Raw genomic sequence first — 23,123 nt, forward strand, 5'->3', positions numbered from 1 at the left:
CATATTTATTGAGTTAAGAATAATCTTTATTGTAAATCAGATTAAATTATATTTATATTTACAGCTAATCTATTACTAAAATACATAAAATGAAACAACAAAAAGTATCTAATGCTTTTATAGCAGCTTCTTGGATTGCTTTAGGCTCGGGAATGATTGGATATATTATTGGATTGACGCGCGCCGAAATGGAATTAAACGAGAAAGGTTATTACTTTACCGTTCTTTTATTTGGACTTTTCGCAGTAGTATCTTTGCAAAAAGCTGTTCGAGATCGATTGGAACAAATCCCTGTAACCGATATTTATTACGGAATTTGTTGGTTTGGAACTATTGCTTCAATCACGCTTTTAATCATAGGTCTTTGGAATGCGACAATCTTACCTTCGGAGAAAGGTTTCTATGCATTTGCTTTTTTATTGGCAATTTTTGGAGCTATTGCTGTACAAAAAAATACAAGGGACAATATGGCAAATTAATATGTTTTGGGCGTTCCCTACGGGCGGGCTTTTCGTTACAATCTTTGCTATTCAGCAAAGGATTTTCACTACAATCCCTAACGCAAAATAAAAGTAAAAGCCTCGCAATTGCGAGGCTTTTACTTTTATTTTTGAAACCGTCAATTCGAGTGAAATTCTGAAAGAATTTAGTATCGAGAATAAGGTTTTAAAATTCTGTTCTCGATACAATTTTTATACATTTCATTTCTAAAAATCACTCGAACTGATGAATTTTATCCAACGATATTAATGATTTTTCCAGGAACAATAATGATGTTCTTTGGCGTACGATCACCCAATTGTTTGATTGTACGTTCGTCGTTCATTACAATTTCTTGAATTTCTTCTTTCGATAACGACAAAGGTAATTCTAACAAAAATTTCATTTTACCATTGAATGAAACTGGATATTCTTTAGCATCTGCAATCAACCATTTTTCTTCGAAAACAGGGAAATCTGCATGTGCAATTGACGTTTCATGTCCTAATTTTGACCACAATTCTTCTGCAATATGCGGTGCATAAGGAGAAATAATAATAGCCAAAGGCTCTAAAATTGCACGTTTAGTTGTTTTTAATTTTCCTAATTCGTTTGCAGCAATCATAAAAGTAGAAACCGATGTATTAAAAGAGAAATTGTTTACATCTTCGTCCACTTTTTTGATGGTTTGATGCAACACTTTCATTTCTTCTTTTGTTGGTTCATCTTCCGAAACAAAAAATGTTTCTTCTGTTCCTGAATGATATAATCTCCAGAATTTTTTCAAGAATGAATAAACTCCAGATAAACCTTGTGTATTCCATGGTTTAGACTGTTCAACAGGACCTAAAAACATTTCGTATAAACGTAAAGAATCTGCTCCATATTGATTACAAATATCATCAGGATTTAAGACATTGTAGTAAGATTTTGACATCTTTTCAACCTCACGTCCTGTGATGTATTTCCCATCTTCTAAGATAAATACTGCATTAGCAAAATCTTCTCTCCAAGTTTTGAATTTTTCTGTATCTAATTCGTCGCCTCCATCTTTTAACAACTTAACATCAATACGGATTGGTGTTGTTTCATGTTGATCTTTCAAAGATTTAGAAACAAAAGTATTTGTTCCATTAATTCTATATGCATAAGCGGTCATTCCCAAAATCATTCCTTGGTTAATCAGTTTTTTTGCATATTCATCTGTAGGAACGAATCCTTTATCAAACAAGAATTTTTGCCAAAAACGAGAATATAATAAGTGACCAGTAGCATGCTCAGATCCACCCATGTATAAATCTACATTTTGCCAATAATCAACAGCCTCTTTAGATACAAAATCGTTGTCGTTTTTTGCATCCATATAACGTAACCAATACCAAGAAGAACCTGCCCAACCTGGCATTGTATTTAGTTCTATTGGGAAAATAGTTTCGTTATTGATTAAAGTATTATCTACAACTTGATTAGTTGTTGTATCAAAAGCCCATTTTGTTGCACGCCCTAATGGTGGCTCACCTTCAGATGTTGGTAAATATTCGTCCACTTCAGGTAAAATAATTGGTAAAGCTTCTGTAGGAATTGTGTAAGGCATCCCGTCCTTGAAGTAAACAGGAACCGGTTCTCCCCAATATCTTTGACGAGAGAAAACAGCTTCGCGTAAACGGAAGTTTGTTTTTCCTTGTCCAAAACTTTTTTCTTCTAAAGCTTCAATCGCTTTTGCAACCGCTTGTTTATAATCTAATCCGTTTAAGAAATCAGAATCTTGTAATTCGAATCTACCTTTTTCTGTAAAAGCAGCTTCAGAAATATCTTGATTTTTGAAAATATTAATAATTGGTAAATTGAAATGATTTGCAAAAGCAAAATCACGTTCATCACCAGCAGGAACAGCCATTACAGCTCCAGTTCCATAAGAAGCCAATACGTAATCACCAATCCAAATCGGAATTTGTTTTCCTGTAAATGGATGAATGGCGTAAGCCCCGGTAAATTCTCCTGTAATATTTTTAGCATCCGCTAAACGATCACGTTCAGAACGTTTTGAAGTATAATCGACATAAGCATCAACTTTTGCTTTGTTTTCTGCTGTTGTAATTTGAGAAACTAAAGGATGCTCTGGCGCTAATGTTACATAAGAAACACCAAAAACAGTATCAGGACGAGTAGTAAAAACTTCAATTTTAGCATCGTCGAAATTCGAAATTTGAAATTCGATACTCACTCCAGTCGATTTACCAATCCAGTTTTTTTGTGATTCTTTGATTGGATCTGGCCAATCTAATTTATCCAAACCAGTTAACAAACGATCAGCATAAGCCGTGATACGCATCATCCATTGTGTCATTTTTTTGCGCACAACAGGGAATCCTCCACGTTCAGATAATCCGTTAATTACTTCGTCATTCGCTAAAACAGTTCCTAAATCTGGACACCAGTTTACTTCTGCTTCTGCTAAGAATGTTAAACGATATTTTAATAAAATTGCTTGTTTTTCTTTTTCAGAATAGGCATTCCATTGCTCTGCTGTAAAGATTTCGATATCATCATCTGCCATAGCATTTACATTCGCATTACCTTCTGATTTGAATGTTTCAACTAATTTTGAAATTGATTCAGCTTTATCAGTTGAATTATCATAATATGAATCAAATAATTGATTGAAAATCCATTGTGTCCATTTATAATATTCAGGTTCTGAAGTTCTGATTTCACGATCCCAATCGTATCCCAAACCAATTTTTTTCATTTGGTTCTCGTAACCAGCAATCACATTTCCTTGTTTATCAACACCACCTTCGATATTCGTTGTTGTTGTAATCGCAGGATGTTGACCAGTTTGGATAGCATATTGTTCCGCAGGCAAACCAAAAGAATCGTAACCCATTGGGTGTAAAACGTTGAAACCCTTTAATTTTTTGTATCGAGAATAAATATCAGACGCAATGTATCCAAGTGGATGACCTACGTGTAATCCAGCTCCAGAAGGATAAGGAAACATGTCTAATACGTAAAATTTAGGTTTTTCTGATTGATTTTCAGCTTTGAACGTCTTGTCTTCAATCCAAAATTTTTGCCATTTTGGTTCGATTTCATTCGGATTATATTGCATTATTGGAAGTTATATTAAAATTAAATTTATGCAAATTTACATTTTTTATGTATCTTTTAGGATAGAATGGCGATATTTGTACATTAACAATCAACACCTAAACCAAATCCATGAAAAAAGAATTGATATTATATTATATCGGTATCCTTATTTTTTTTACTGTCCTTATTTTTTCTGTTCGTCATATTGTAAATACAACACGTATTTTTGTGGGGTACGAAGATGGTTTTAATCCTATTAATATCAAATGGAATTTTGATAAAAAGGATTCAACACTTCGTGTCAAAGATCCTATTTATGTCAGAAGTGATTATTATTTGATTGATTATAAAGACAAAGCATTCTTAAAAAAAGATACAGTTCTTTATGCTGAACTTTTTGAGGATTCATTGGCTGTAAAAGGAAATGTATTGAATTTGAAACCTCCTTATTTTTTGTGGAAAGAGGCAAAAAACGACACGTTGAAAGTTTTTAAACACAACATTACCTTGAAGTTTACGAAGCGAGAATAGTATTAAGCTTTCTGTAAATAGAACGAAAAAGTAGAGCCTTTTCCTATTTTACTTGTCACATAAATTTTCTGTTTATGAGCTTCTAAAATATGTTTTACAATTGCCAAACCTAATCCAGATCCACCATTGTTACGATTTCGAGATTTATCAATTCGATAAAAACGTTCGAAAATTCGGTCAATGTCTTCTTGTTTTATCCCAACGCCTTGATCTTTTATTGAGATTTGAATTTTATCATCATATTCTTCAAAATCGATGTCAATTTCTGTATTTGGATTAGAATAATTGATGGCGTTTACGATCAAATTGATTAAAACCTGTTGAATTTTCTGAATATCACCTACAACTTTTATTGGTTGATGAATAGGATAATTTAGAGAAATTTTGATGTTATTTTTTTCAGCTTTAATTTCTAATAAATCAATAACGTCTTGTACAAGCGCCGTCAAGTTGAAAACTGAAAATTCGATATTGATTCGTCCACGTTCAAGCTCTGCAATCATGTCCAAATCTTTGACCAAATAAATCAATCGATCAACCGATTTATTGATTCGGTTTAAGTATTTATCGCGAATAGATTCATCTTCAACTCCGCCTTCTATGAGCGTTAACAAATAACCTTGAACCGAAAAAAGAGGCGTTTTTAATTCATGTGAAATATTTCCAAGAAAATCTCTTCTGTAATTTTCTCTCTCATTCAAAACATCAATTTCTTTGGATTGATCTTCTGTAATGGTAGAAATTTTTTGAGAAAGTTCTTCAAAATCCATTGTGCTGGATTGAAATTGTGGAATATTTTTCGAGATTTCAGTAAAATCTTTTCTTCGTTGATTTTTTAAAGAAAACCAATAAAATATTGATAATCCAATCAATAAAAGAAGCATTAAACTAATGAAAAATAGTTTTTCTTGGAGAATAAAATCAATATTTCCAAACCATAAAAAAGAGAACAAAACAAATCCTAAAGCCAAGAATAATGTACTGAGAAAGGCAAATAGAAAGATGTTTTGAACTTTGAAAGTTGAAGCCATTACGAGCTTTTAGTCATTTATTTTGTATCCAATTCCTTTGATTGTAGAGAAACGATCGTTCCCAAATTTTTCGCGTAATTTGCGCATATGTACGTCAATTGTACGTCCGCCAACTACAACTTCATTTCCCCAAACTTTCTCCAAAATTTCTTCACGTTTGAAAACACGTTCTGGATTTGAAGCTAATAAAGCAATCAATTCAAATTCTTTTCGAGGTAACAAAAAGTCTTGTCCTTGGTAATTTACTTTATAGGTTTCGCGGTTAATCTCGAAATTATTCAATTTGATGAATTCGTCTTTTGCCGCTTCGTTAGGTTGTTTTAATTTCAATAAAGCATTTAGTTTACTAATTAAAACTTTTGGTTTGATAGGCTTTAAAATATAATCATTTGCACCAGCATCATAGCCAGCTAATTGAGAAAAATCTTCGGCACGAGCAGAAAGAAAAACGACCAAAGTATCCTTGAAAGAATCTAATTTTCTCAACTCTGCACACATTTCCATTCCGTCCATTTGTGGCATCATTACATCTAATAGAATCAAATCTGGGCGAAAAATTTTGGCTTGTTTAAGTCCTTCAATTCCGTTTTGAGCTGTTTCTACTTCAAAACCTTCTTTTTTTAAGTTGTAACCAATGAATTCTAAGATATCTGGTTCGTCGTCAACTAATAAAATTTTAATGTTCTTCATAATTGTTTGTAATAACTAAATAAAATTAGTCGATGTAAAATTAAGCTTAAATTTTAGGAGAAATTAGGTAAAAACATTTCTTAACATTCATTTAAAGTTACGATAATTTCATAACAATTACCTAACAAAATCTTTACAATTTCTAAAAATCTTTTTCATTGGATTGCAGCAACTTTGCCATCAAACAAACACGAATTATACAATCGCAATGAAACGCAATTTAACTTTACTTTTATTATTAGGTTCGGCAGCACTTTTTGCACAAACTAATATTAAGTTAGAAGGAACTTTATTTGATCAAAAAACAAACCAACCACTTTCTGAAAAAACTTTTGTGGTTGAAGGATTAAATATTCAAGCAAAAACAGACGAGAAAGGTCACTACGAAATTTCTATTCCGGATGATACTTATCAATTGGATATTAAAGTAGATGGATATCAATCTGTTTCTCAAAATTTATCAGATTCGAATACATTAAACATGTATTTGAAACCAGAAGATTTTAAGGATGGAAAAATTGATTTAGAAACAGCTGTAGTAACAGCAAATAAAATAAAGTCATCAGAGGCTAGTTTGTTAAACGTTCAAAAAAAATCTGTAACAATTGTACAAAATGTTGGATCGCAAGAACTTTCAAGAAAAGGTTTATCGAATGCGGAAAGTGCAATTCAACAGGTAACAGGAATCTCTAAATCAGAAGGAAAAGGAGGTGTTTTTGTTCGCGGGCTTGGAGATAGATATAATAGTACGATGTTAAATGGTTTACCACTACCATCTAATGAACCTGAGAACAAAAATATTTCATTAGATTTATTTGGTTCTGATATTATTCAATCTGTAGGGGTAAATAAAGTATATAATGTTGATTTATATGGGGATATAGGAGGTGCTAATGTCGATATTTCATCAAAATTATACGAAGGAAAAGGGTTCTTAGATATAGAATTTGGAAGTGGAGTTAGTATGCGAGCTGTTGATAGAACTTTCAAAGTTGCAAATAATTTGAAATATTACGGATTTAACAGAAATAATTTGCCAACATCTATCAAATCTTATCAATTTGTTTCTCGTTGGAGCCCAGATAAAAGTGCCTTTCCTGTTAATCAAGATTATGGTTTGACAGGAGGAAAATCATTTAATGTAGGTTCTCAAGGAAAACTAAATGTTTTTGGAACAGCTAGTTTTAGTAACTCCTATACGTATGAAGATGGTTTTCAAAGAGTTGTTGGGACTACAAATGATAATATCGAAGTTGATTATTTCAAGGTTAAGAAATACGAATATTCAACTAAAACAACAGGAATGTTGAATGTTAATTATAAGATTAATCCTAAACATCAACTTTTTGCTAATGGAATAATGGTTAACGGATCAAAAAGTTCAGTAAATGAGTATGATTCATATTTACCTCAAGACAATAGATACGAATTTACACGTCAAACTTTAACAGAACAAAATTTATTATTAATTGGACAATTATTAGGAAAACACCAATTATCAGATAGATTAGATATTGATTGGGGAGCTTCTTACAATCTTGTTCATTCGGATATGCCAGATCGTATTACGAATAATCTTATCCATAATGATGGAGATAATTATGCTTTTAATACAGGTTCTCCAACTACAAATAATAGATACTTTCAGTATATTGATGAAACAGAATATGCAGGCAAAGCAATTTTATCTTATAAATTGTTCAAAAATGCTGAGAATGATTATAATGGTAAATTAACAATTGGTTATAATGGAAGAAAGAAATCAAGAGATTTTGAGTCTAACCAATTTAACTTCAGAATCTCTGGTGATGTAAAAGTTAATCCAAATAAATTAGATGATTTCTTAAATGGAGATAATCAAGCTTCATCACCTTATATTCCAGGTACCTTCTTTATTAATACACAGCGTATGGAAAGTTTAGTTCCTTATACTTATAATGGAGATTTAACTGTACATTCTGGTTTCGCTAATTTTGAACAAACTATAAATGATAATTTTACATATTCTTTAGGAGTACGTGTGGATAAGGTTTTACAAGAGATAGAATGGGATACAAATTACCCGATGTCTGGAGTAAAATTTAGTGATGCAGATATTGATAAAACATTCATTTTACCAGCACTTAATATAAAATATAGCCTTGATTCTCGTCAGAACCTACGACTTTCGGCGAGTAAAACATATACTTTACCACAGTTTAAAGAAAAAGCACCTTTTAGATATGAAGGTATTGGAGAAAACTCTGTAGGTAATCCTTTCCTTAATTCATCAGATAACTATAATCTTGATATAAAATGGGAGTTATTTCCATCATCTAATGAGATATTATCTTTTGGTGCATTTGGTAAATTTATTCAAAATCCTATTTCACAAGTATTGTTAAACTCAGCATTAAATGATAATACATTTGTTAATGCAGGTGAAAATGCATACGTATTTGGAGCTGAATTAGAAGTGAGAAAAAATCTTATTAAAAATGTAGGACATAGTGAACTTTCCGCAGGTTTCAATGCAACAGTAATGTATAGTAAACAAAAGTTGGATTCTGATAAAGTTGCAGAAGACACAAAGAATACTTTAAGTGTAAACTTCAATGAGAAAGAAGACAAGCTGCAAGGGGCGTCTCCTTTACTTTTAAATGCAGATTTATCATATAAAGTATTGAAAGGCAACTTTAAACCATCGTTTACATTAATTGGAAATTATTTCCATGATCGAGTTTATTCATTAGGATCTTTTGAAAGAGGAAATATAATAGAAAAAGGAGTGGTAACACTAAACTTTATTTCCAGAGCAGAAATTGGTGATCGTTGGGAAATGAAATTGTCAGTGGATAATCTATTAAATTCTAAAATAAGAAGAATACAAGATAATCAACAAGGAGAAATTGATACTAGAAATTTCAGAAAAGGTTTAGACGTTAGTCTAGGAGTAAAATATAAAATTTTTAAATAACAGAATTACAAACATAAAAACATACACAATGAAAAAATTAATCTTAAGCTTAACAGCTATTCTTTCGTTAACATATTTAACAAGTTGTTCTAATAATGATGACAACAATGATGGAGGAGAAATTGAACCAAATAAAGAAGAAGTTCTTTCAGGAACTATTACTGCAGATAGAACTTTAAATGCAAATACTGTATATACTATTAAAGAAGGAGTTATTGTAGACAAGGGAGTTACATTAACTATTCCAGCAGGAACGAAATTAATAAGTTATGCAGGTTCAGATGCTAAAGTAGCATCATATTTAGCTGTTAAACAAGGAGGTAAAATCAACGCTCAAGGTACAGCTGCAAAACCAATTGTTATGACTTCTGGAAAATCAAATCCACAAGCTGGTGATTGGGGAGGAATAGTTATTTGTGGTAATGCAATTACTAACCTAGGTAAAAATGTACAAGCTGAGGTAACTGGATTAACTTATGGAGGAGATAATCCTGCAGATAATTCAGGAGTTTATTCATACATAAGAATTGAGTATGCTGGAGCATTAATCAATCCAGATGCAGAGTATAATGGAATGACTTTCTATGCAGTAGGAAATGGTACTACTGTCAACAATATCTTAACTTACCAAGGGTCTGATGATGGATTTGAATGGTTTGGAGGATCAGTAAATGCTGAAAATTTAATCTCAATTGGTAACCAAGATGATTCATTTGATTGGACTGAAGGATGGAATGGAAAGGTAACTAATTTATATGCTAATCAATCTACTGCAACAGCTTTTTCATCTGATAGTCGTGGAATTGAGGCAGATAATAACTCAACAACTCCAACTTTAGTACCAATATCTAATCCAACACTTAAAAATGTTACTTTAATTGGACGTAATCTTGCAACTGTAACCAGTGAAGCAGGTGTGATGTTAAGACGTGGTACAAAAGGAACAATTGATAATTTATATATAGAGAATTTCAAAGGTACTGTTAGCGGATCTGGTTTAGGAATTAACTTTAATGGAGCAGAATCTCAAGCTTATTTTACAGCTAATCCATTAACTAATGTAAAAATATCTAATGTAACATCAGAATCTAATTTACTAGCAGGTTTCAAATTAGGAACTAATGTAACAGGAGCAGGAGCAGGAGCAGCTATCCCAGCATGGGCTACTTGGACAGGATTAAAATAAAAATCTATATGAGATTCTCTAAATTTTAGAGAATCTCATTTTGTATAATCAACTTTTAAAAAAACTATTTATGAAAAAACTATTTACACTTTTTTTGATGACTATTTTTATTACAAATAGTTGTTCTGACGAAGACTCTCTAATAAACGATAATTCTCAAGAAAAATTAGTGATTAATGATGTTGTCAATCAAATTATAGAACAGGGTCATAACTTAGATGATATTAAAGAATTAAAAGACTATTATCTTGTTGAAGATGATATTTTGTTTTCCAAAAATATAGAAGATTATAAAAAAACAAATGCAAAACAAGCGAACACACACAACTTAGTAAGTTCAGGTGATAATAGAGTTATTAGAGTAAGGTTAGACAATTCGCTAATGTCTTGGTACTCTGCTTTTGACGAAGCTTTAGTGAAATGGAATTCTGCTGGTAGTGGTATTACTTTTGTAAGTGATCAAACAGGTTTTGGTGATTATGATATAATTGTGAAAGCAGATGGAGGAAGTTTACCAAATTTAACAATTGCAGCAGCAGGATTCCCTACAAATACTGGAAAAGCTTATAATGAGATTCTAGTTAATACTAATTTTAACAATAATTATCAAGTTTCAGAAAGTCAAAAAATATATAATTTAGTTCATGAATTAGGACATTGTATAGGATTTAGACATACTAATTGGTACTCATCGGGAGAAGGGGCAGGCTCTGTGGGAGCTAATCAAATTCCAGGATCACCAACTTCAGATTCTAACTCGGTTATGAATGGAGGTACTGCGTTAAATTCGTGGAAAGGTTTCTCAAATTGGGATATTTTTTCTGTAAAATATTTATATCCAAATACAGGATGTAAATTTAAAATAGTTACAGCAAAGGAAGTGTGTGCTTTTGATGCTTTTGGAGATATAGGTTTTTATAATACAATATTGATGGGAGATTATGGTAATGACGATTTAGGTGTTTGGTCTACTGATAACCCTATAATAGTAGTAAAGAAAGGATTTAGGTCTGCAAAATTTGGTATAAGCTCAAATTTACTTGGAACAAATTGGACTTCCGTGGAAGGAAATTTAATTTATACTAATGGTAGTTGTATAAAAACATTTAAAGTAAAATTTAATAATTGTATTAATTATAATTTAAATGATTAAACTTTTCTTATAAAAAAGTTCTTCGTGTTTGTAAATCGCTTTTTTGGGTTCTCCAAAGAAGCGATTTTCTTCTATTATAACTATTTTATTTTAAGTCATTAAAAATAGTTATTTAGAAAAATTCCACGTAAGGCAAAGTATTTGTACATTTGTACTCTTAAGAATTGAAATAATGGCATTAACAGAAGAACAATTGGATTCGATAGGAGAAAAATTGGTTGAAAAATTCAAAACAGTTTATGATCCTGAGATTCCTGTTGATATATACGAATTGGGATTAGTATACGATGCTCAGGTAAATGCAGATGGTGAAGTAAAAGTTACGATGACCCTTACATCGCCAAACTGTCCTGTTGCAGAAAGTTTACCTGTTGAGGTAGAACAGCGTGTAGAAGAAATAGAATACGTAACAAAATGTTATGTAGAAATTACTTTTGATCCTCCTTGGGATAGAGATATGATGAGTGAAGAGGCTAAATTTGAATTAGGAATGTTATAACTTAACATTCCTAATTTTTTTTGTACCTTAATCAAACAAATTCAAAACACTAAAACTTATGGGATATTTAGGCGTGATCGTTTTTCTTGGAATTATTTTCCTTTTTTTATTCGTCTTTACAGTAAAACAACAAACTGCGGTTGTAATCGAGCGTTTCGGGAAATTTAATAGTATACGAAATCCAGGATTGCAATTCAAAATTCCGATTGTAGATAGAATAGCAGGAAAAATGTCACTTAAAATTCAACAATTAGATGTTGTTGTAGAAACGAAGACAAAAGATGATGTATTTGTTCGATTGAAAGTTTCTGTTCAATATCAAGTCATCAAAACACAAGTTTATGATGCATTTTACAAATTAGATAATCCTTATACGCAAATTACTTCTTTCGTATTTGACGTTGTTCGAGCTGAAGTTCCAAAACTTCGTTTAGATGATGTTTTCGAAAAGAAAGATGACATTGCGGTTGCTGTAAAAAGTGAATTGCAAGAAGCGATGAATTCGTATGGTTACGAAATTGTCAAAACATTAGTAACAGATATTGATCCAGATGAACAAGTAAAACATGCGATGAACCGTATTAATGCTGCGGAACGTGAAAAATTAGCAGCTCAATACGAAGGTGATGCTGCACGTATTTTGATTGTAGAAAAAGCAAGAGCCGAAGCAGAGTCTAAACGTTTGCAAGGACAAGGTATTGCAGATCAGCGTCGTGAAATTGCAAAAGGTTTATTAGAATCTGTAGACGTGCTAAACGGTGCTGGAATTACGTCACAAGAAGCATCTGCACTAATTGTTGTGACGCAACATTATGATACATTACAAGCGATTGGAGAAAAATCTGGAAGCAAATTAGTTTTGTTACCAAATTCACCAACAGCCGCTTCGGAAATGTTAAATACAATGGTTACTTCTTTCACGGCGGCACATGAATTGAACGAGTATCAGATAAAGAAAGATGAACCAACTCAGCACAAGAATAAACCAAATACAGGAGATTCGTTTACTTTTCCAGAACATCCTTAGAAAAATGTAATGAGTAAAATTCTTAATAGTAAAGTAATAATATTTGTTTTCTTATTAATAGTTTTCTATTTGTACTTTTTTAAAAGTGATTTTACAAATGGACAAAATCAAACTGAATTAGATTATTCTGTAAATATTATTTTTAATAATAATTATAAAGAAGATAAAGTAAAATCAGCATCTTTTACAATTATTGGAAATAATCCCGAAACGAATAAAATTGATTCTTTTAAAGATGGTAGATGGTTTTCTAACGTGAGTGATTCAATCGAAAAAGGAGATACGGTTTTTAAAATGAAAGGAAAAGACTATTTTTTAATTAAAAAGAAGAATTACATTTTAAAAATTAATTTAGAAAAGAATCAACAAGGAAAATTTATAGAAGTTTTAAAGAGATAATGTAAAAGCCACTTCATCGAAGTGGCTTTTACATTTATACTTAATACATTTTACTTTTTACAATAAAAATTATCCAATTTGAACACCATTTGGCGTTTCTTCTTCTGGATTTACAAACGTTAATTTTCCGTCCGCTTTATCAGCGAATAATAACATTCCGTTCGATTCGATTCCACGAATTTTACGAGGCGCTAAATTTGCTAAAACTATTGCTTGTTTTCCAACGATTTCTTCTAACGTAAAATGTTCTGCAATACCAGAAACAATTGTACGAACGTCCATTCCTGTATCTACTTTTAGTTCGAATAATTTGTCTGCTTTTTCAACTTTCTTCGCTTCTAAGATAGTTCCGATACGGATATCCATTTTTTGGAAATCATCAAAAGAAATCAATTCTTTTTGAGGTTCTGCGTTTGGATTTGTCATATTATTTTTGACTTTACTTTCGTTTAATTTATTGATTTGTGCTTCGATTGCTTCGTCTTCAATTTTTGCAAAAATTAATTCAGATTGTCCTAATTGATGTCCAGCTTTTACAAATTCGTCTGTTGATTCTAAATCATCCCAACTCATTTTTTCTACATTCATCATAGTCAACATTTTCTCAGAAGCGAATGGAATAAATGGTTCTCCCAATTGTCCTAATGCCGCAGCAATTTGCGTCGCAGCATACATAATTCCTTTTACAGCTTCTGGATCATCACCTTTTTTCCAAGGTTCTTGCGCTTGTAAAAATTGATTTCCAAGACGAGCTAAATTCATATATTCTGTCAACGCAGCACGGAATTCATATTTCTCTAAATGATCACCAATGCGCTTTGCAAAATATTTGATTTCAGTTAATTCTTCAAATTCAATTGTTTTTGAAGGAACAATTCCTTCGTAATATTTGTGAGAAAGCACCATTACACGGTTGATAAAGTTTCCTAAAATTCCAACCAATTCAGAATTATTCTTCGTTTGGAAATCTTTCCACGTAAAGTTATTGTCTTTATTTTCAGGCATATTTGCCGTCAACACATAACGCAATGTATCTTGTTGATTCGGGAAATCTTCTAAATATTCATGTGCCCAAACTGCCCAATTACGAGAAGTTGAGATTTTATCATCTTCTAAATTCAAGAATTCATTTGCAGGAACATTGTCTGGCATAATGTAATCGCCATGCGCTTTCATCATTGTTGGGAAAATGATACAATGGAAAACGATATTGTCTTTTCCGATGAAATGAACTAATTTCGTTTCTTCGTTTTGCCAATAATCTTTCCAGTTTTTACCGTTTTTCTCTGCCCATTCTTGTGTGAAAGAAATGTAACCAATCGGTGCATCAAACCAAACATACATTACTTTTCCTTCAGCTCCATCAACAGGAACAGGAATTCCCCAGTTCAAATCGCGAGTCATAGCACGAGGTTTCAAACCATCGTCTAACCAAGATTTTACTTGACCATAAACACTCGATTTCCAATCATTTCTGTGACCTTCTAAAATCCATTTTGATAAGAAATCTTGGTATTGATCCAATGGCAAATACCAGTTTTTTGTTTCTTTTCTGATTGGCGTATTTCCAGATAAAGCAGAACGAGGATTAATCAATTCTTCTGGACTTAATGTTGAGCCACATTTTTCACATTGATCGCCGTAAGCATCAGGATTTCCACATTTCGGACATTCACCACGAATGTATCGATCCGCTAAAAATTCGTGCGCATCTTCGTCGTAAAATTGTTCTGTAACATCTTCTGTAAACTTGTTATTGTCATATAATGTTTTGAAGAAATCTTGAGCAACTTCTCTGTGTTTATCTGATGTTGTACGAGAATAAATATCGAACGTCACACCAAAATTAGCCAATGTATTTTTGATGTTTTCATGGTAACGATCAACAATGTCTTGAGGCGTAACGCCTTCTTTTTTGGCACGAATTGTAATTGGAATACCATGTTCGTCAGAACCACCAATAAATGCTACATCTTTTCCTTTTCTTCGTAAAAAACGCGCATAAATATCAGAAGGAACATAAACACCTGCCATGTGACCAATGTGCAATGGTCCGTTAGCATAAGGTAAAGCCGCTGTAATTGTATATCTTTTTGGTTGACTCATTTGCTTAAAATCTATAAGCGACAAAGATACGATTTGTTGTTTGTTTTGTTAAAACCTTTTTCTAATTTTATAAGGTTAATCAATTTATGAAGGAATGAATATTAGGAAAGAGGAGGAAAAAGATTATAATCAGGTTTTTGAATTGATTGAAAAGGCTTTTGAAAATGAAGAATATAGTGATCATCGTGAGCAGTTTTTAGTAGAACGATTACGAAATTCTGATAGTTTTGTTCCTGATTTGTCTTTGGTATGTGAAATGAACGAAATGATTGTTGGTTATATTTTATTGACAAAGATTAAAATTAAACATTCAGATTTTTCTTACGATTCTTTAGCACTTGCTCCTGTAGCGGTTTTACCTAATTATCAAGGAAATGGAATTGGAGGTCATTTAATAGAATTTGCGCATAAGAAAGCGAGAGAATTAGGTTTTGAATCGATTATTTTGTTAGGTCATCCAACTTATTATCCTAAATTTGGTTACCGAAAAGTATCTGACTTTGATATTCAATTACCTTTTGAGGTTCCTGATGAAAATTGTATGGCAATTGAGTTGGTGGAAGATGCGCTGAAAAATATAAATGGAATGGTAGAATATCCGAAAGAATTCTATCAATAATAAAAATATTTCCTATGGAAGAAAACGCTGTTGTAACGCCTGATGAGGTGGTAACGGATACAATTACGAACTTATTTACGTATGCTAATTATTTTTTAGTTGCAGCGCTTGTTGTGTTGTTAACCTATATGACAATTCGAGATTATAAGAAAAAACAACGCGAAAAGAAATTGGCACAAGAGCGTGAAGCGTACAACAATCAGTTTGATAACGAAGATGAAAAAGAGGAATTATAAGCATAAAAATAGCCACTCAATTTTGAGTGGCTATTTTGTGTTTATATCAATTTAATTATTGACCTTCTTCTTCAGGAATTTCATAGTTTTCGCCTACGCTTTCACTACCACTTCCTTCGATAATTGGACCTGGATCATACATTTCATCATATTGATGGAATCCATAGGTATTTGAACAATCCCAATGTTTTTCGATATCCTTAGGCTTATCAAATTTATCTCCAGCAGTTACACCAAATTTTCCTCCTTGTTTGTACACATCTTGCATATAGTAAGCCCAAATAGGTAATGCCGTATTCGCTCCTTGCCCTGTTGCTGTACTTGCGAAATGTGCAAATCGATCTTCTGCTCCGACCCAAACTCCAGTTACTAAATTAGGCGTTAATCCCATAAACCAACCGTCAGAGTTTTCGTTTGTTGTACCTGTTTTACCAGCAACTTCCGCTGTGATGTTATATCTATTTCTAAGACGCGAACCAGAACCTCTTTCTACAACACCTTTCATCAAATCAATCATAGTGTACGCTACGTTTTCATTAACAACTTCTCGTGTTTGAGGTGTATAATCTTTGATAACTTTTCCTTGTTTATCTTCTATTCTTAAGATTAATTGCGGTTTAATGTAAATACCACCATTTGCAAAAGCACTCATCGCACCAACCATTTCATACAATGATAAATCGGCAGAACCTAATGCAATTGTAGGGTCTTTTACGATAGGAGATTCAACTCCAAGGTCACGAGCCATTTGAATTACAGGTTCTGTACCTGTTTGCATAATCAAACGAGCAGCGACAATATTTGTTGAATAAGCTAATGCAGTTCTTAAATCTTGAGATCCACCATATTTACCATTAGCATTTCGAGGAGACCAATTTCCTGGAATTCTCTCATTAGAAACAGTATGACAAGGTGTTAATCCTAATTGATTAATCGCTGTTGCATAAACAAACGGTTTGAACGTAGAACCTACCTGACGACGAGCTTGTTTTACATGGTCAAATTTGAAATAATTCCAATCGATTCCTCCAACCCAAGCTTTGATTGTTCCATCTTTTGGATCCATTGACATTAAACCAGCTTGTAAAATATGTTTGTGATATTCGATTGAATCCATCAATGTTTTTCCTTTTTTGTACTGAATTCCGTTCCATGTAAAGAACTGAACAGAGTCGCGAGGTGTATTGAAAACAGTTTCGATTTCAGCTTCAGATTTTCCTTCGGCTTTCATCTTTTTATACAAATCTGTACGAGCCATTGCTTGCTTAAAGATTTGTGTTCTTTTTGCAGCAGAAATATTATAAAATGGTGCTAAACTACGTCCACGTTGCTCTCCAAAGAATTGATCTTGTAAAACTTTTAATTGTTTTTTAACCGCTTCTTCAGCTAAATTTTGCATTCTTGAGTCTAACGTTACATAAATTTTTAAACCATCTTTTTCAAGGTTATAAGATTTTCCTGTTTCTTTCTCATAATCAACCATCCATTGCTGAATTTCCTTTCTCAAAGCAGATTTGAAATATGCTGAATGTGATTCATCATGCTGCATAATATCTTGTTTATCTGTAACCAATGGTGTAGCTTTTGCAGCTTCCCCTTCAGCTTGAGAAATTTTGTTGTATTTCATCATTTGATCTAATACAAGATTTCTTTTTTCTGTAGATAATGCAGGATTTTTTACAGGGTTGAATTTTACAGGATTTTGAAACATTGAAACCAATGTTGCAGCTTCATCTAAGTTTAATTCTTTTGTTGTTTTGTTGAAATAAACTTTAGAAGCAGATTCAATACCTTTTGCACCATAGATAAAGTCAAACTTATTGAAGTACATCGCAATGATTTCTTCTTTTGTATACAATTTTTCTAATTGAACAGATGTTACCCATTCTTTTAGTTTTTGTAAACCACGTTTCACTTTATTAGAAGAAGGATCTTTTGTGTACAACTGTTTTGCTAACTGCTGTGTAATTGTAGATCCACCTCCTGAATCACCTCCTGAAGATATAGCACGGAAAGCAGCTTTAATATCTACACCTGAATGATCAAAGAAACGAACATCCTCTTTTGCTAACAATGCGTCAACCAAATGTGGAGGTAAATCTTTGTAATCAACTGGTGTTCTGCGTTCTGCTTCGAAACGATCTAACAAAACACCATCAGAAGAAATAATTTCTGATGAAACATAAATATCAGGATTTTCTAAATCACGTACATTGGGAATTTCACCTAACCATCCGTTAGATGTCGCCCAAAAGATTCCGAAAATTCCTAATACGGCACAAAAAAACAGTACCCAAATGGTAACGATTATTTTTTTGGCTAATGAAAAGCTATTGAACTTCTTTTTTGCTTTAGAAGTTGCGCTTGTTTTAGGATTTTTATTGTTTTCCATTCTGTATTATTCAGCTTTATCAACAATCAAACTAATGTCTTCGATTCCTTTCAAATTCTTTGTTCGCATACCTTGCCAAACTTTTAGTTGATAGCGACCAGAGTCTTTTATTGGTAAATTTTCACGATAAACCAACATCATTTCTTTTGTTGTCATTCCTTTACCAATCCAGCTTCCATCGGGATTTGCAATGTAATACTGTAAGGTATCAATCATTTCGTTTCCTTTAGGATCGATGAATTTCGTGAACAAATATAAGTTACTATATTCATACGACGTATTATTTCTTAACACAAATCCAATGTTAACAGCCGAAGGTTTTGGATCTTTTACATCAAACGTAAAGGTTTGAGGTTGATTACTCTTCCATTCGTCTTTCACATCTTTTGTGTCTTGATAATAATGTTTAGCCTCACAACTAAACAATAAAAAGACTAAAATAAAAAGCAAACTACTGTTGCGTATCATTTGGTTTTGGCCCACGATTAAATCTTTTTTTACTTCGATTCTTCGATTTATTTGGATTCGGTTGAGAATTATTTGTATGATTCTCGTCCTTAGTTTTCGGTTTTTGCTCAGCATTTTGATTATTTTGCTGAGGTTGTTTTTTTGGTTGTTGAGTTGACTGATTAGCCTGATTTGTTTGATTATTTTGTTGGCTATTATTGCTCGGTTTATTCGGTTTTCGCTTTTGTTTATTGCGATTTCGATTATTTCCTTGCGGCTTTTGCTGATCAGTATTTGGTTGAACTTGTTGCTCTTTTGCCTGAGTTGGCTGTTGCTTCTCTTTTGGCTGATTTTGTAGTTGCTGATTCTGATTAGGATTCGAATTTTTGATCGGTCTATTTTGATTATTCTTTTTAGACTGATTTGGATTCTTTCCTTGTTTATTTTCAGGACGATTTGCTTTATCTTTGGCTTCATTAGGCTGTTTTTGTTTTGCCATCTGAGGTTTTAGATTATTAGTATTCGCCGCAACTTTTTCGTTTCCAGAATTTTGATTATTCTTAATTCTTTTACGTTTTTTGTTCTGTTTTTCTTTACGTTCAAAACGTTCTAAAGAATCTTCACCAATTACATCTGTAAAATCTGGTTTCGATTCCTCTACATTTTTAGCTAAATCTTCTAAAGGTTCAGTTTTTAGACCTTTTGCAGTAATTGCTAAAAACTCTTGAATATCGTCTACCGAAAATTTGTACCAAACAATTCCTCCTTTATCATAAGCGAACCACATTTCTTTCTTGAAAACATCTATTTTAACACAATGTGCCCAACCTTTTTCAGTTTCGAAACGGCTTTCCATTGATGGAAAACTATTTAATGCATCTAAATATGAATCTAATTCAAAATTTAAACAACATTTTAATTTACCACATTGTCCAGCTAACTTTTGCGAGTTAATTGACAATTGTTGATAACGTGCTGCAGCAGTGCTCACAGAGCGGAAATCTGTTAACCAAGTAGAACAACATAATTCGCGTCCACAAGATCCAATTCCACCAACTTTTGCTGCTTCTTGACGATATCCGATTTGTTTCATTTCAATTCTTACGCCAAATTTCCCAGCGTATTCTTTGATTAGTTGTCTGAAATCTACACGTCCTTCTGCTGTATAATAAAATGTAACTTTCGCTCCATCTCCTTGGTACTCAACATCACAAATTTTCATTTCCAAATTAAGGTTTTTCGCCATAATTCGAGAATCAACCATTGTTTGTTTTTCTCTATCACGAAACTCTACCCAAGTTTCTATATCTTTTTGGTTCGCTTTGCGATAAACCTTCTTGACATCTTCCGTAGTCCACGAAAGATTCTTTTTTTTCATCTGGATTCTAACAAGCTCACCCGTAAGTGTAACAACCCCAATATCATGACCGGGCGTTCCTTCAACAGCGATTACATCGCCAATATTTAGAGATATGTTGTTTTCGTTTTTATAATAAAACTTTCGATCGTTTTTGAAACGAACTTCCACAAAATTGAACTTTTCTTGTCCATTTGGAAGTTGCATATTCGATAACCAATCAAAAACTGATAATTTTCCACAACCATCAGTGCCACAAGCACCATTATTGTTACATCCTTTCGGAAGGCCATTAGAAGTTCCACAAGATCCACATCCCATGCTTCTATAATTTTTTTTAATGACAACACAAAGGTATGAAAATATTTTTCTGAATTTGTGAAATCATTTCGGTTATGAAATTGATTTTAAATTGAATCAAAAACTTCTGAAAATGAATAGGTTTGGTCTAATCTTACACCTTTTTCTGTTAATTTTAATTTAGCCAATTCGTTGACATGATCGTGTTCAAAAAACAAAATATATTCATTTTCGACTGCTTTTTGTAAAAACGTTCTTTTTTCTTCAACTGTTATTAAAGGTCGTGTATCAAACCCAATTACATAAATTAACGGGATATGCCCTACAGTTGGGATTAAATCTGCGATGTAAACTATTTTTTTACCTTTATAAGTGATTATTGGCAACATTTGTTTTTCGGTATGTCCGTCCACAAATAAAATATCAAAACCAAGTGGAGAATTTTCTAAAATTGATCCATTTTGAGGTAAATCGATAAAATTCAATTGTCCGCTTTCTTGTAGAGGTAGAATATTTTCTTTCAGGAAAGACGCTTTTTCACGTGGATTTGGATTTACTGCCCAATCCCAATGATTCGCATTCGACCAAAATTTTGCGTTTTTGAATGAAGCTTCTAAATAATCTTTCTCTTTGTTGTATTGAATTGCGCCACCACAATGATCAAAATGCAAATGCGTCAAGAAAATATCTGTAATATCATCGCGATGAAAACCATGTTTGGCTAAAGAGTTATCCAAAGTAGCATCGCCCCATAAATAATAAAAACCAAAGAATTTTGCATCTTGTTTAGTTCCGATTCCTGTATCAATCAATATTAATCGTTTACCATCTTCGATTAATAGACATCTCATCGCAAGGTCGATTAAATTTCTATCATCAGCAGGATTGGTTTTATTCCAAATCGATTTTGGTACAATTCCGAACATGGCACCGCCATCTAATTTAAAATTTCCTGTTTCTATTGTATATAATTTCATTTTTATGTGGTTTTATTTTGTTGAATTTTCGTTTTACGAAGATAAAAAATAGAATATTATTTAAAATAAATATCTATTATAGAATTGAACGACTTAAATTTGCAAAAATTTTGATACAATGGCAAAAGAAGTTCGTGTAAGATTTGCGCCAAGTCCAACAGGTGCGTTACACATCGGAGGAGTCCGTACTGCGTTATACAATTATCTTTTCGCAAAACATAATAACGGAAAATTCTTATTAAGAATAGAGGATACAGACCAAACACGTTATGTGGAAGGTGCTGAACAATATATTATCGATTCGTTGAAATGGTTAGGCTTAACTCCTGATGAAGGTGTTGGTTTTGGTGGAGATTTAGGTTCTTACCGTCAATCAGAGCGTAAAGAAATCTACAAACAATATGTAGACGAATTATTAGCTTCTGGAAATGCATATTATGCGTTTGATACGGCAGAAGAATTAGACGCTGCACGTGCAAAAGCAGACGAAAATAAAGAAACATTTATTTATAATTGGTCGACAAGAGGAAAGTTGAAAAACTCATTGTCAATGACAGAAGCTGAAACAAAAGCTTTAATTGAGAATGGAACGCCTTATGTGATTCGTTTCAAAATTGATGATTCTCGTACAGTTTTATTGAATGATATGATTCGTGGAAAAATCACGATTGATGCATCAACTTTAGATGATAAAGTTTTGTTTAAATCTGATGGAATGCCAACGTATCACTTAGCTAATATTGTGGACGATCATTTGATGGGAATTTCTCACGTAATTCGTGGAGAAGAATGGTTACCATCAATGGCTTTACATGAATTATTGTATGATGCATTTGGTTGGGAAGCACCTTGTTTCGCACATTTACCATTAATCTTGAAACCAGAAGGAAAAGGAAAACTAAGTAAACGTGATGGAGACAAACACGGATTTCCAGTTTTCCCAATGGAATGGAAAACAGAAGAGGGAATTGCAAAAGGATACAAACAAGAAGGTTATTTCCCAGATGCAGTATTGAATATGTTAGCTTTATTGGGATGGAACTCTGGAACTGATCAAGAGATTTTTACAATGGAAGAATTGACTCAATCATTTTCATTAGAAAAAGTTTCGAAATCGGGCGCACGTTTTTCTCCAGAGAAAGCAACTTGGTTTAATCATCAATATTTACAACAAAAATCTGTTGAAGAATTATTGCCATCTTTCGAAGAAGTTTTAAAAGAAAACGGAATCGAAGCTAATCCAGCTTTAGACGCAAAAGTGGTTGAATTGTTAAAAGAAAGAGCAAACTTTGTAAAAGATATTTACGAACAAGGTCAATTCTTTTATATAGCTCCTTCTACTTACGATGAAAAAGCAGCTAAAAAAGCTTGGAAAGATGATTCGAAAGAGATTTTAAGAAAATTTGTTGATGTTTTAAATTCATCAGAATTTACGTCAGAAATTTTACACGATGCAATGGCAGAATTTGTTACAACGCAAGAAATTGGTTTTGGGAAAATTGGAATGCCTTTACGTCTTAGTTTAGTTGGTGCATTACAAGGACCAGATGTACCAGTTATTATGGCTATGTTAGGAAAAGAAGAAACTATTTCACGTATCAATAAGATTATTGAAACTTTAGGTTAAGATTTATTGCATAATTA

Annotated in this window: 19 protein-coding genes; 11 read left to right on the plus strand and 8 right to left on the minus strand. The window is 32.5% G+C overall.

The genetic code is table 11. The features are described from left to right. Window positions 1–89 precede the first annotated feature (89 nt). Complete coding sequence (gene yiaA, locus N5D46_RS12925) at window positions 90–479, plus strand: inner membrane protein YiaA (RefSeq protein WP_038336823.1); 390 nt, start codon at window positions 90–92, stop codon at window positions 477–479. Window positions 480–733: 254 nt separating this feature from the next. On the opposite strand, the gene leuS is transcribed toward yiaA, so the two are convergent. Then, on the minus strand, window positions 734–3,592 hold the full coding sequence (leuS, locus tag N5D46_RS12930; RefSeq protein ID WP_280050167.1) for a leucine--tRNA ligase: 2,859 nt from the start codon (window positions 3,590–3,592) through the stop codon (window positions 734–736). Window positions 3,593–3,702: 110 nt separating this feature from the next. Between leuS and N5D46_RS12935 the strand changes: the two genes are divergently transcribed. Continuing rightward, entirely contained in the window at window positions 3,703–4,104 is a 402-nt protein-coding gene (locus N5D46_RS12935; protein WP_038336819.1) for a hypothetical protein, read from the plus strand. 2 nt (window positions 4,105–4,106) lie between these two features. On the opposite strand, the gene N5D46_RS12940 is transcribed toward N5D46_RS12935, so the two are convergent. Both N5D46_RS12940 and N5D46_RS12945 read right to left on the minus strand, forming a co-directional pair. Then, window positions 4,107–5,135 carry an ATP-binding protein gene (locus N5D46_RS12940; RefSeq protein WP_038336818.1) on the minus strand — a complete coding sequence of 343 codons (1,029 nt, stop codon included), beginning with the start codon at window positions 5,133–5,135 and terminating at the stop codon, window positions 4,107–4,109. A gap of 9 nt (window positions 5,136–5,144) precedes the next feature. Further along, window positions 5,145–5,825, minus strand: coding sequence for a response regulator transcription factor (locus N5D46_RS12945; RefSeq protein ID WP_280050168.1), 681 nt, complete (start codon window positions 5,823–5,825; stop codon window positions 5,145–5,147). A 208-nt stretch (window positions 5,826–6,033) separates the two neighbouring features. Between N5D46_RS12945 and N5D46_RS12950 the strand changes: the two genes are divergently transcribed. From N5D46_RS12950 to N5D46_RS12975, 6 genes are all read left to right on the plus strand, one after another. Then, on the plus strand, window positions 6,034–8,781 hold the full coding sequence (locus tag N5D46_RS12950; RefSeq protein WP_038336814.1) for a TonB-dependent receptor: 2,748 nt from the start codon (window positions 6,034–6,036) through the stop codon (window positions 8,779–8,781). Window positions 8,782–8,809: 28 nt separating this feature from the next. After that, window positions 8,810–9,967 carry a hypothetical protein gene (locus N5D46_RS12955; protein WP_280050169.1) on the plus strand — a complete coding sequence of 386 codons (1,158 nt, stop codon included), beginning with the start codon at window positions 8,810–8,812 and terminating at the stop codon, window positions 9,965–9,967. A gap of 70 nt (window positions 9,968–10,037) precedes the next feature. Continuing rightward, window positions 10,038–11,120: a M57 family metalloprotease gene (locus N5D46_RS12960; RefSeq protein ID WP_280050171.1), complete on the plus strand. Its 1,083-nt coding sequence runs from the start codon at window positions 10,038–10,040 to the stop codon at window positions 11,118–11,120. Between the two features lie 172 nt (window positions 11,121–11,292). After that, window positions 11,293–11,619 (plus strand): iron-sulfur cluster assembly protein, encoded by a 327-nt coding sequence (locus tag N5D46_RS12965; protein WP_135834618.1) that lies wholly within the window; start codon window positions 11,293–11,295, stop codon window positions 11,617–11,619. Between the two features lie 58 nt (window positions 11,620–11,677). Further along, entirely contained in the window at window positions 11,678–12,646 is a 969-nt protein-coding gene (locus tag N5D46_RS12970) for an SPFH domain-containing protein (RefSeq protein WP_280046203.1), read from the plus strand. A gap of 9 nt (window positions 12,647–12,655) precedes the next feature. After that, window positions 12,656–13,045, plus strand: coding sequence for a hypothetical protein (locus N5D46_RS12975; RefSeq protein ID WP_125348870.1), 390 nt, complete (start codon window positions 12,656–12,658; stop codon window positions 13,043–13,045). A 69-nt stretch (window positions 13,046–13,114) separates the two neighbouring features. On the opposite strand, the gene metG is transcribed toward N5D46_RS12975, so the two are convergent. Next, complete coding sequence (gene metG, locus N5D46_RS12980; RefSeq protein ID WP_280050174.1) at window positions 13,115–15,151, minus strand: methionine--tRNA ligase; 2,037 nt, start codon at window positions 15,149–15,151, stop codon at window positions 13,115–13,117. A 94-nt stretch (window positions 15,152–15,245) separates the two neighbouring features. On the opposite strand from metG, the gene N5D46_RS12985 reads away from it, so the two are divergent. Both N5D46_RS12985 and N5D46_RS12990 read left to right on the plus strand, forming a co-directional pair. Further along, window positions 15,246–15,770, plus strand: coding sequence for an N-acetyltransferase (locus N5D46_RS12985; protein ID WP_280050175.1), 525 nt, complete (start codon window positions 15,246–15,248; stop codon window positions 15,768–15,770). A 14-nt stretch (window positions 15,771–15,784) separates the two neighbouring features. Continuing rightward, the gene (locus N5D46_RS12990; protein ID WP_280050177.1) at window positions 15,785–16,006 is read left to right on the plus strand and encodes a hypothetical protein; all 222 of its coding nucleotides are present in this window, start codon (window positions 15,785–15,787) and stop codon (window positions 16,004–16,006) included. 55 nt (window positions 16,007–16,061) lie between these two features. Here N5D46_RS12990 and N5D46_RS12995 read toward each other — a convergent pair whose 3' ends face one another. The 4 genes from N5D46_RS12995 to N5D46_RS13010 form a co-directional block, all read right to left on the minus strand. Then, window positions 16,062–18,398: a transglycosylase domain-containing protein gene (locus N5D46_RS12995; RefSeq protein WP_280050179.1), complete on the minus strand. Its 2,337-nt coding sequence runs from the start codon at window positions 18,396–18,398 to the stop codon at window positions 16,062–16,064. A gap of 6 nt (window positions 18,399–18,404) precedes the next feature. Next, window positions 18,405–18,866 carry a gliding motility lipoprotein GldH gene (locus N5D46_RS13000; RefSeq protein ID WP_084106949.1) on the minus strand — a complete coding sequence of 154 codons (462 nt, stop codon included), beginning with the start codon at window positions 18,864–18,866 and terminating at the stop codon, window positions 18,405–18,407. Continuing rightward, window positions 18,850–20,523 carry a regulatory iron-sulfur-containing complex subunit RicT gene (ricT, locus tag N5D46_RS13005; RefSeq protein WP_280050180.1) on the minus strand — a complete coding sequence of 558 codons (1,674 nt, stop codon included), beginning with the start codon at window positions 20,521–20,523 and terminating at the stop codon, window positions 18,850–18,852. Before ricT ends, N5D46_RS13000 begins: the two co-directional genes overlap by 17 nt. 86 nt (window positions 20,524–20,609) lie before the next feature. Beyond that, the gene (locus N5D46_RS13010) at window positions 20,610–21,479 is read right to left on the minus strand and encodes an MBL fold metallo-hydrolase (RefSeq protein ID WP_280050182.1); all 870 of its coding nucleotides are present in this window, start codon (window positions 21,477–21,479) and stop codon (window positions 20,610–20,612) included. A 118-nt stretch (window positions 21,480–21,597) separates the two neighbouring features. Here N5D46_RS13010 and gltX point away from each other — a divergent pair, with 118 nt between their 5' ends. Then, entirely contained in the window at window positions 21,598–23,106 is a 1,509-nt protein-coding gene (gene gltX, locus N5D46_RS13015) for a glutamate--tRNA ligase (RefSeq protein ID WP_280050184.1), read from the plus strand. Window positions 23,107–23,123 lie beyond the last annotated feature (17 nt).

This window comes from Empedobacter sp. GD03865 (assembly GCF_029840775.1).
In the GTDB taxonomy this organism is placed as follows: domain Bacteria; phylum Bacteroidota; class Bacteroidia; order Flavobacteriales; family Weeksellaceae; genus Empedobacter; species Empedobacter falsenii_B.

What these genes read in the sequence shown, in the direction of transcription:
- yiaA (WP_038336823.1), top strand. Translation starts at nt 90, where the DNA reads ATGAAACAACAAAAAGTATCTAATGCTTTTATAGCAGCTTCTTGGATT.
- N5D46_RS12995 (WP_280050179.1), bottom strand. Translation starts at nt 18,398, where the DNA reads ATGGAAAACAATAAAAATCCTAAAACAAGCGCAACTTCTAAAGCAAAA.
- N5D46_RS12975 (WP_125348870.1), top strand. Translation starts at nt 12,656, where the DNA reads ATGAGTAAAATTCTTAATAGTAAAGTAATAATATTTGTTTTCTTATTA.
- ricT (WP_280050180.1), bottom strand. Translation starts at nt 20,523, where the DNA reads ATGGGATGTGGATCTTGTGGAACTTCTAATGGCCTTCCGAAAGGATGT.
- gltX (WP_280050184.1), top strand. Translation starts at nt 21,598, where the DNA reads ATGGCAAAAGAAGTTCGTGTAAGATTTGCGCCAAGTCCAACAGGTGCG.
- N5D46_RS12945 (WP_280050168.1), bottom strand. Translation starts at nt 5,825, where the DNA reads ATGAAGAACATTAAAATTTTATTAGTTGACGACGAACCAGATATCTTA.
- N5D46_RS12940 (WP_038336818.1), bottom strand. Translation starts at nt 5,135, where the DNA reads ATGGCTTCAACTTTCAAAGTTCAAAACATCTTTCTATTTGCCTTTCTC.
- leuS (WP_280050167.1), bottom strand. Translation starts at nt 3,592, where the DNA reads ATGCAATATAATCCGAATGAAATCGAACCAAAATGGCAAAAATTTTGG.
- N5D46_RS12970 (WP_280046203.1), top strand. Translation starts at nt 11,678, where the DNA reads ATGGGATATTTAGGCGTGATCGTTTTTCTTGGAATTATTTTCCTTTTT.
- metG (WP_280050174.1), bottom strand. Translation starts at nt 15,151, where the DNA reads ATGAGTCAACCAAAAAGATATACAATTACAGCGGCTTTACCTTATGCT.
- N5D46_RS13000 (WP_084106949.1), bottom strand. Translation starts at nt 18,866, where the DNA reads ATGATACGCAACAGTAGTTTGCTTTTTATTTTAGTCTTTTTATTGTTT.
- N5D46_RS12960 (WP_280050171.1), top strand. Translation starts at nt 10,038, where the DNA reads ATGAAAAAACTATTTACACTTTTTTTGATGACTATTTTTATTACAAAT.
- N5D46_RS12990 (WP_280050177.1), top strand. Translation starts at nt 15,785, where the DNA reads ATGGAAGAAAACGCTGTTGTAACGCCTGATGAGGTGGTAACGGATACA.
- N5D46_RS12935 (WP_038336819.1), top strand. Translation starts at nt 3,703, where the DNA reads ATGAAAAAAGAATTGATATTATATTATATCGGTATCCTTATTTTTTTT.
- N5D46_RS12985 (WP_280050175.1), top strand. Translation starts at nt 15,246, where the DNA reads ATGAATATTAGGAAAGAGGAGGAAAAAGATTATAATCAGGTTTTTGAA.
- N5D46_RS12965 (WP_135834618.1), top strand. Translation starts at nt 11,293, where the DNA reads ATGGCATTAACAGAAGAACAATTGGATTCGATAGGAGAAAAATTGGTT.
- N5D46_RS12955 (WP_280050169.1), top strand. Translation starts at nt 8,810, where the DNA reads ATGAAAAAATTAATCTTAAGCTTAACAGCTATTCTTTCGTTAACATAT.
- N5D46_RS13010 (WP_280050182.1), bottom strand. Translation starts at nt 21,479, where the DNA reads ATGAAATTATATACAATAGAAACAGGAAATTTTAAATTAGATGGCGGT.
- N5D46_RS12950 (WP_038336814.1), top strand. Translation starts at nt 6,034, where the DNA reads ATGAAACGCAATTTAACTTTACTTTTATTATTAGGTTCGGCAGCACTT.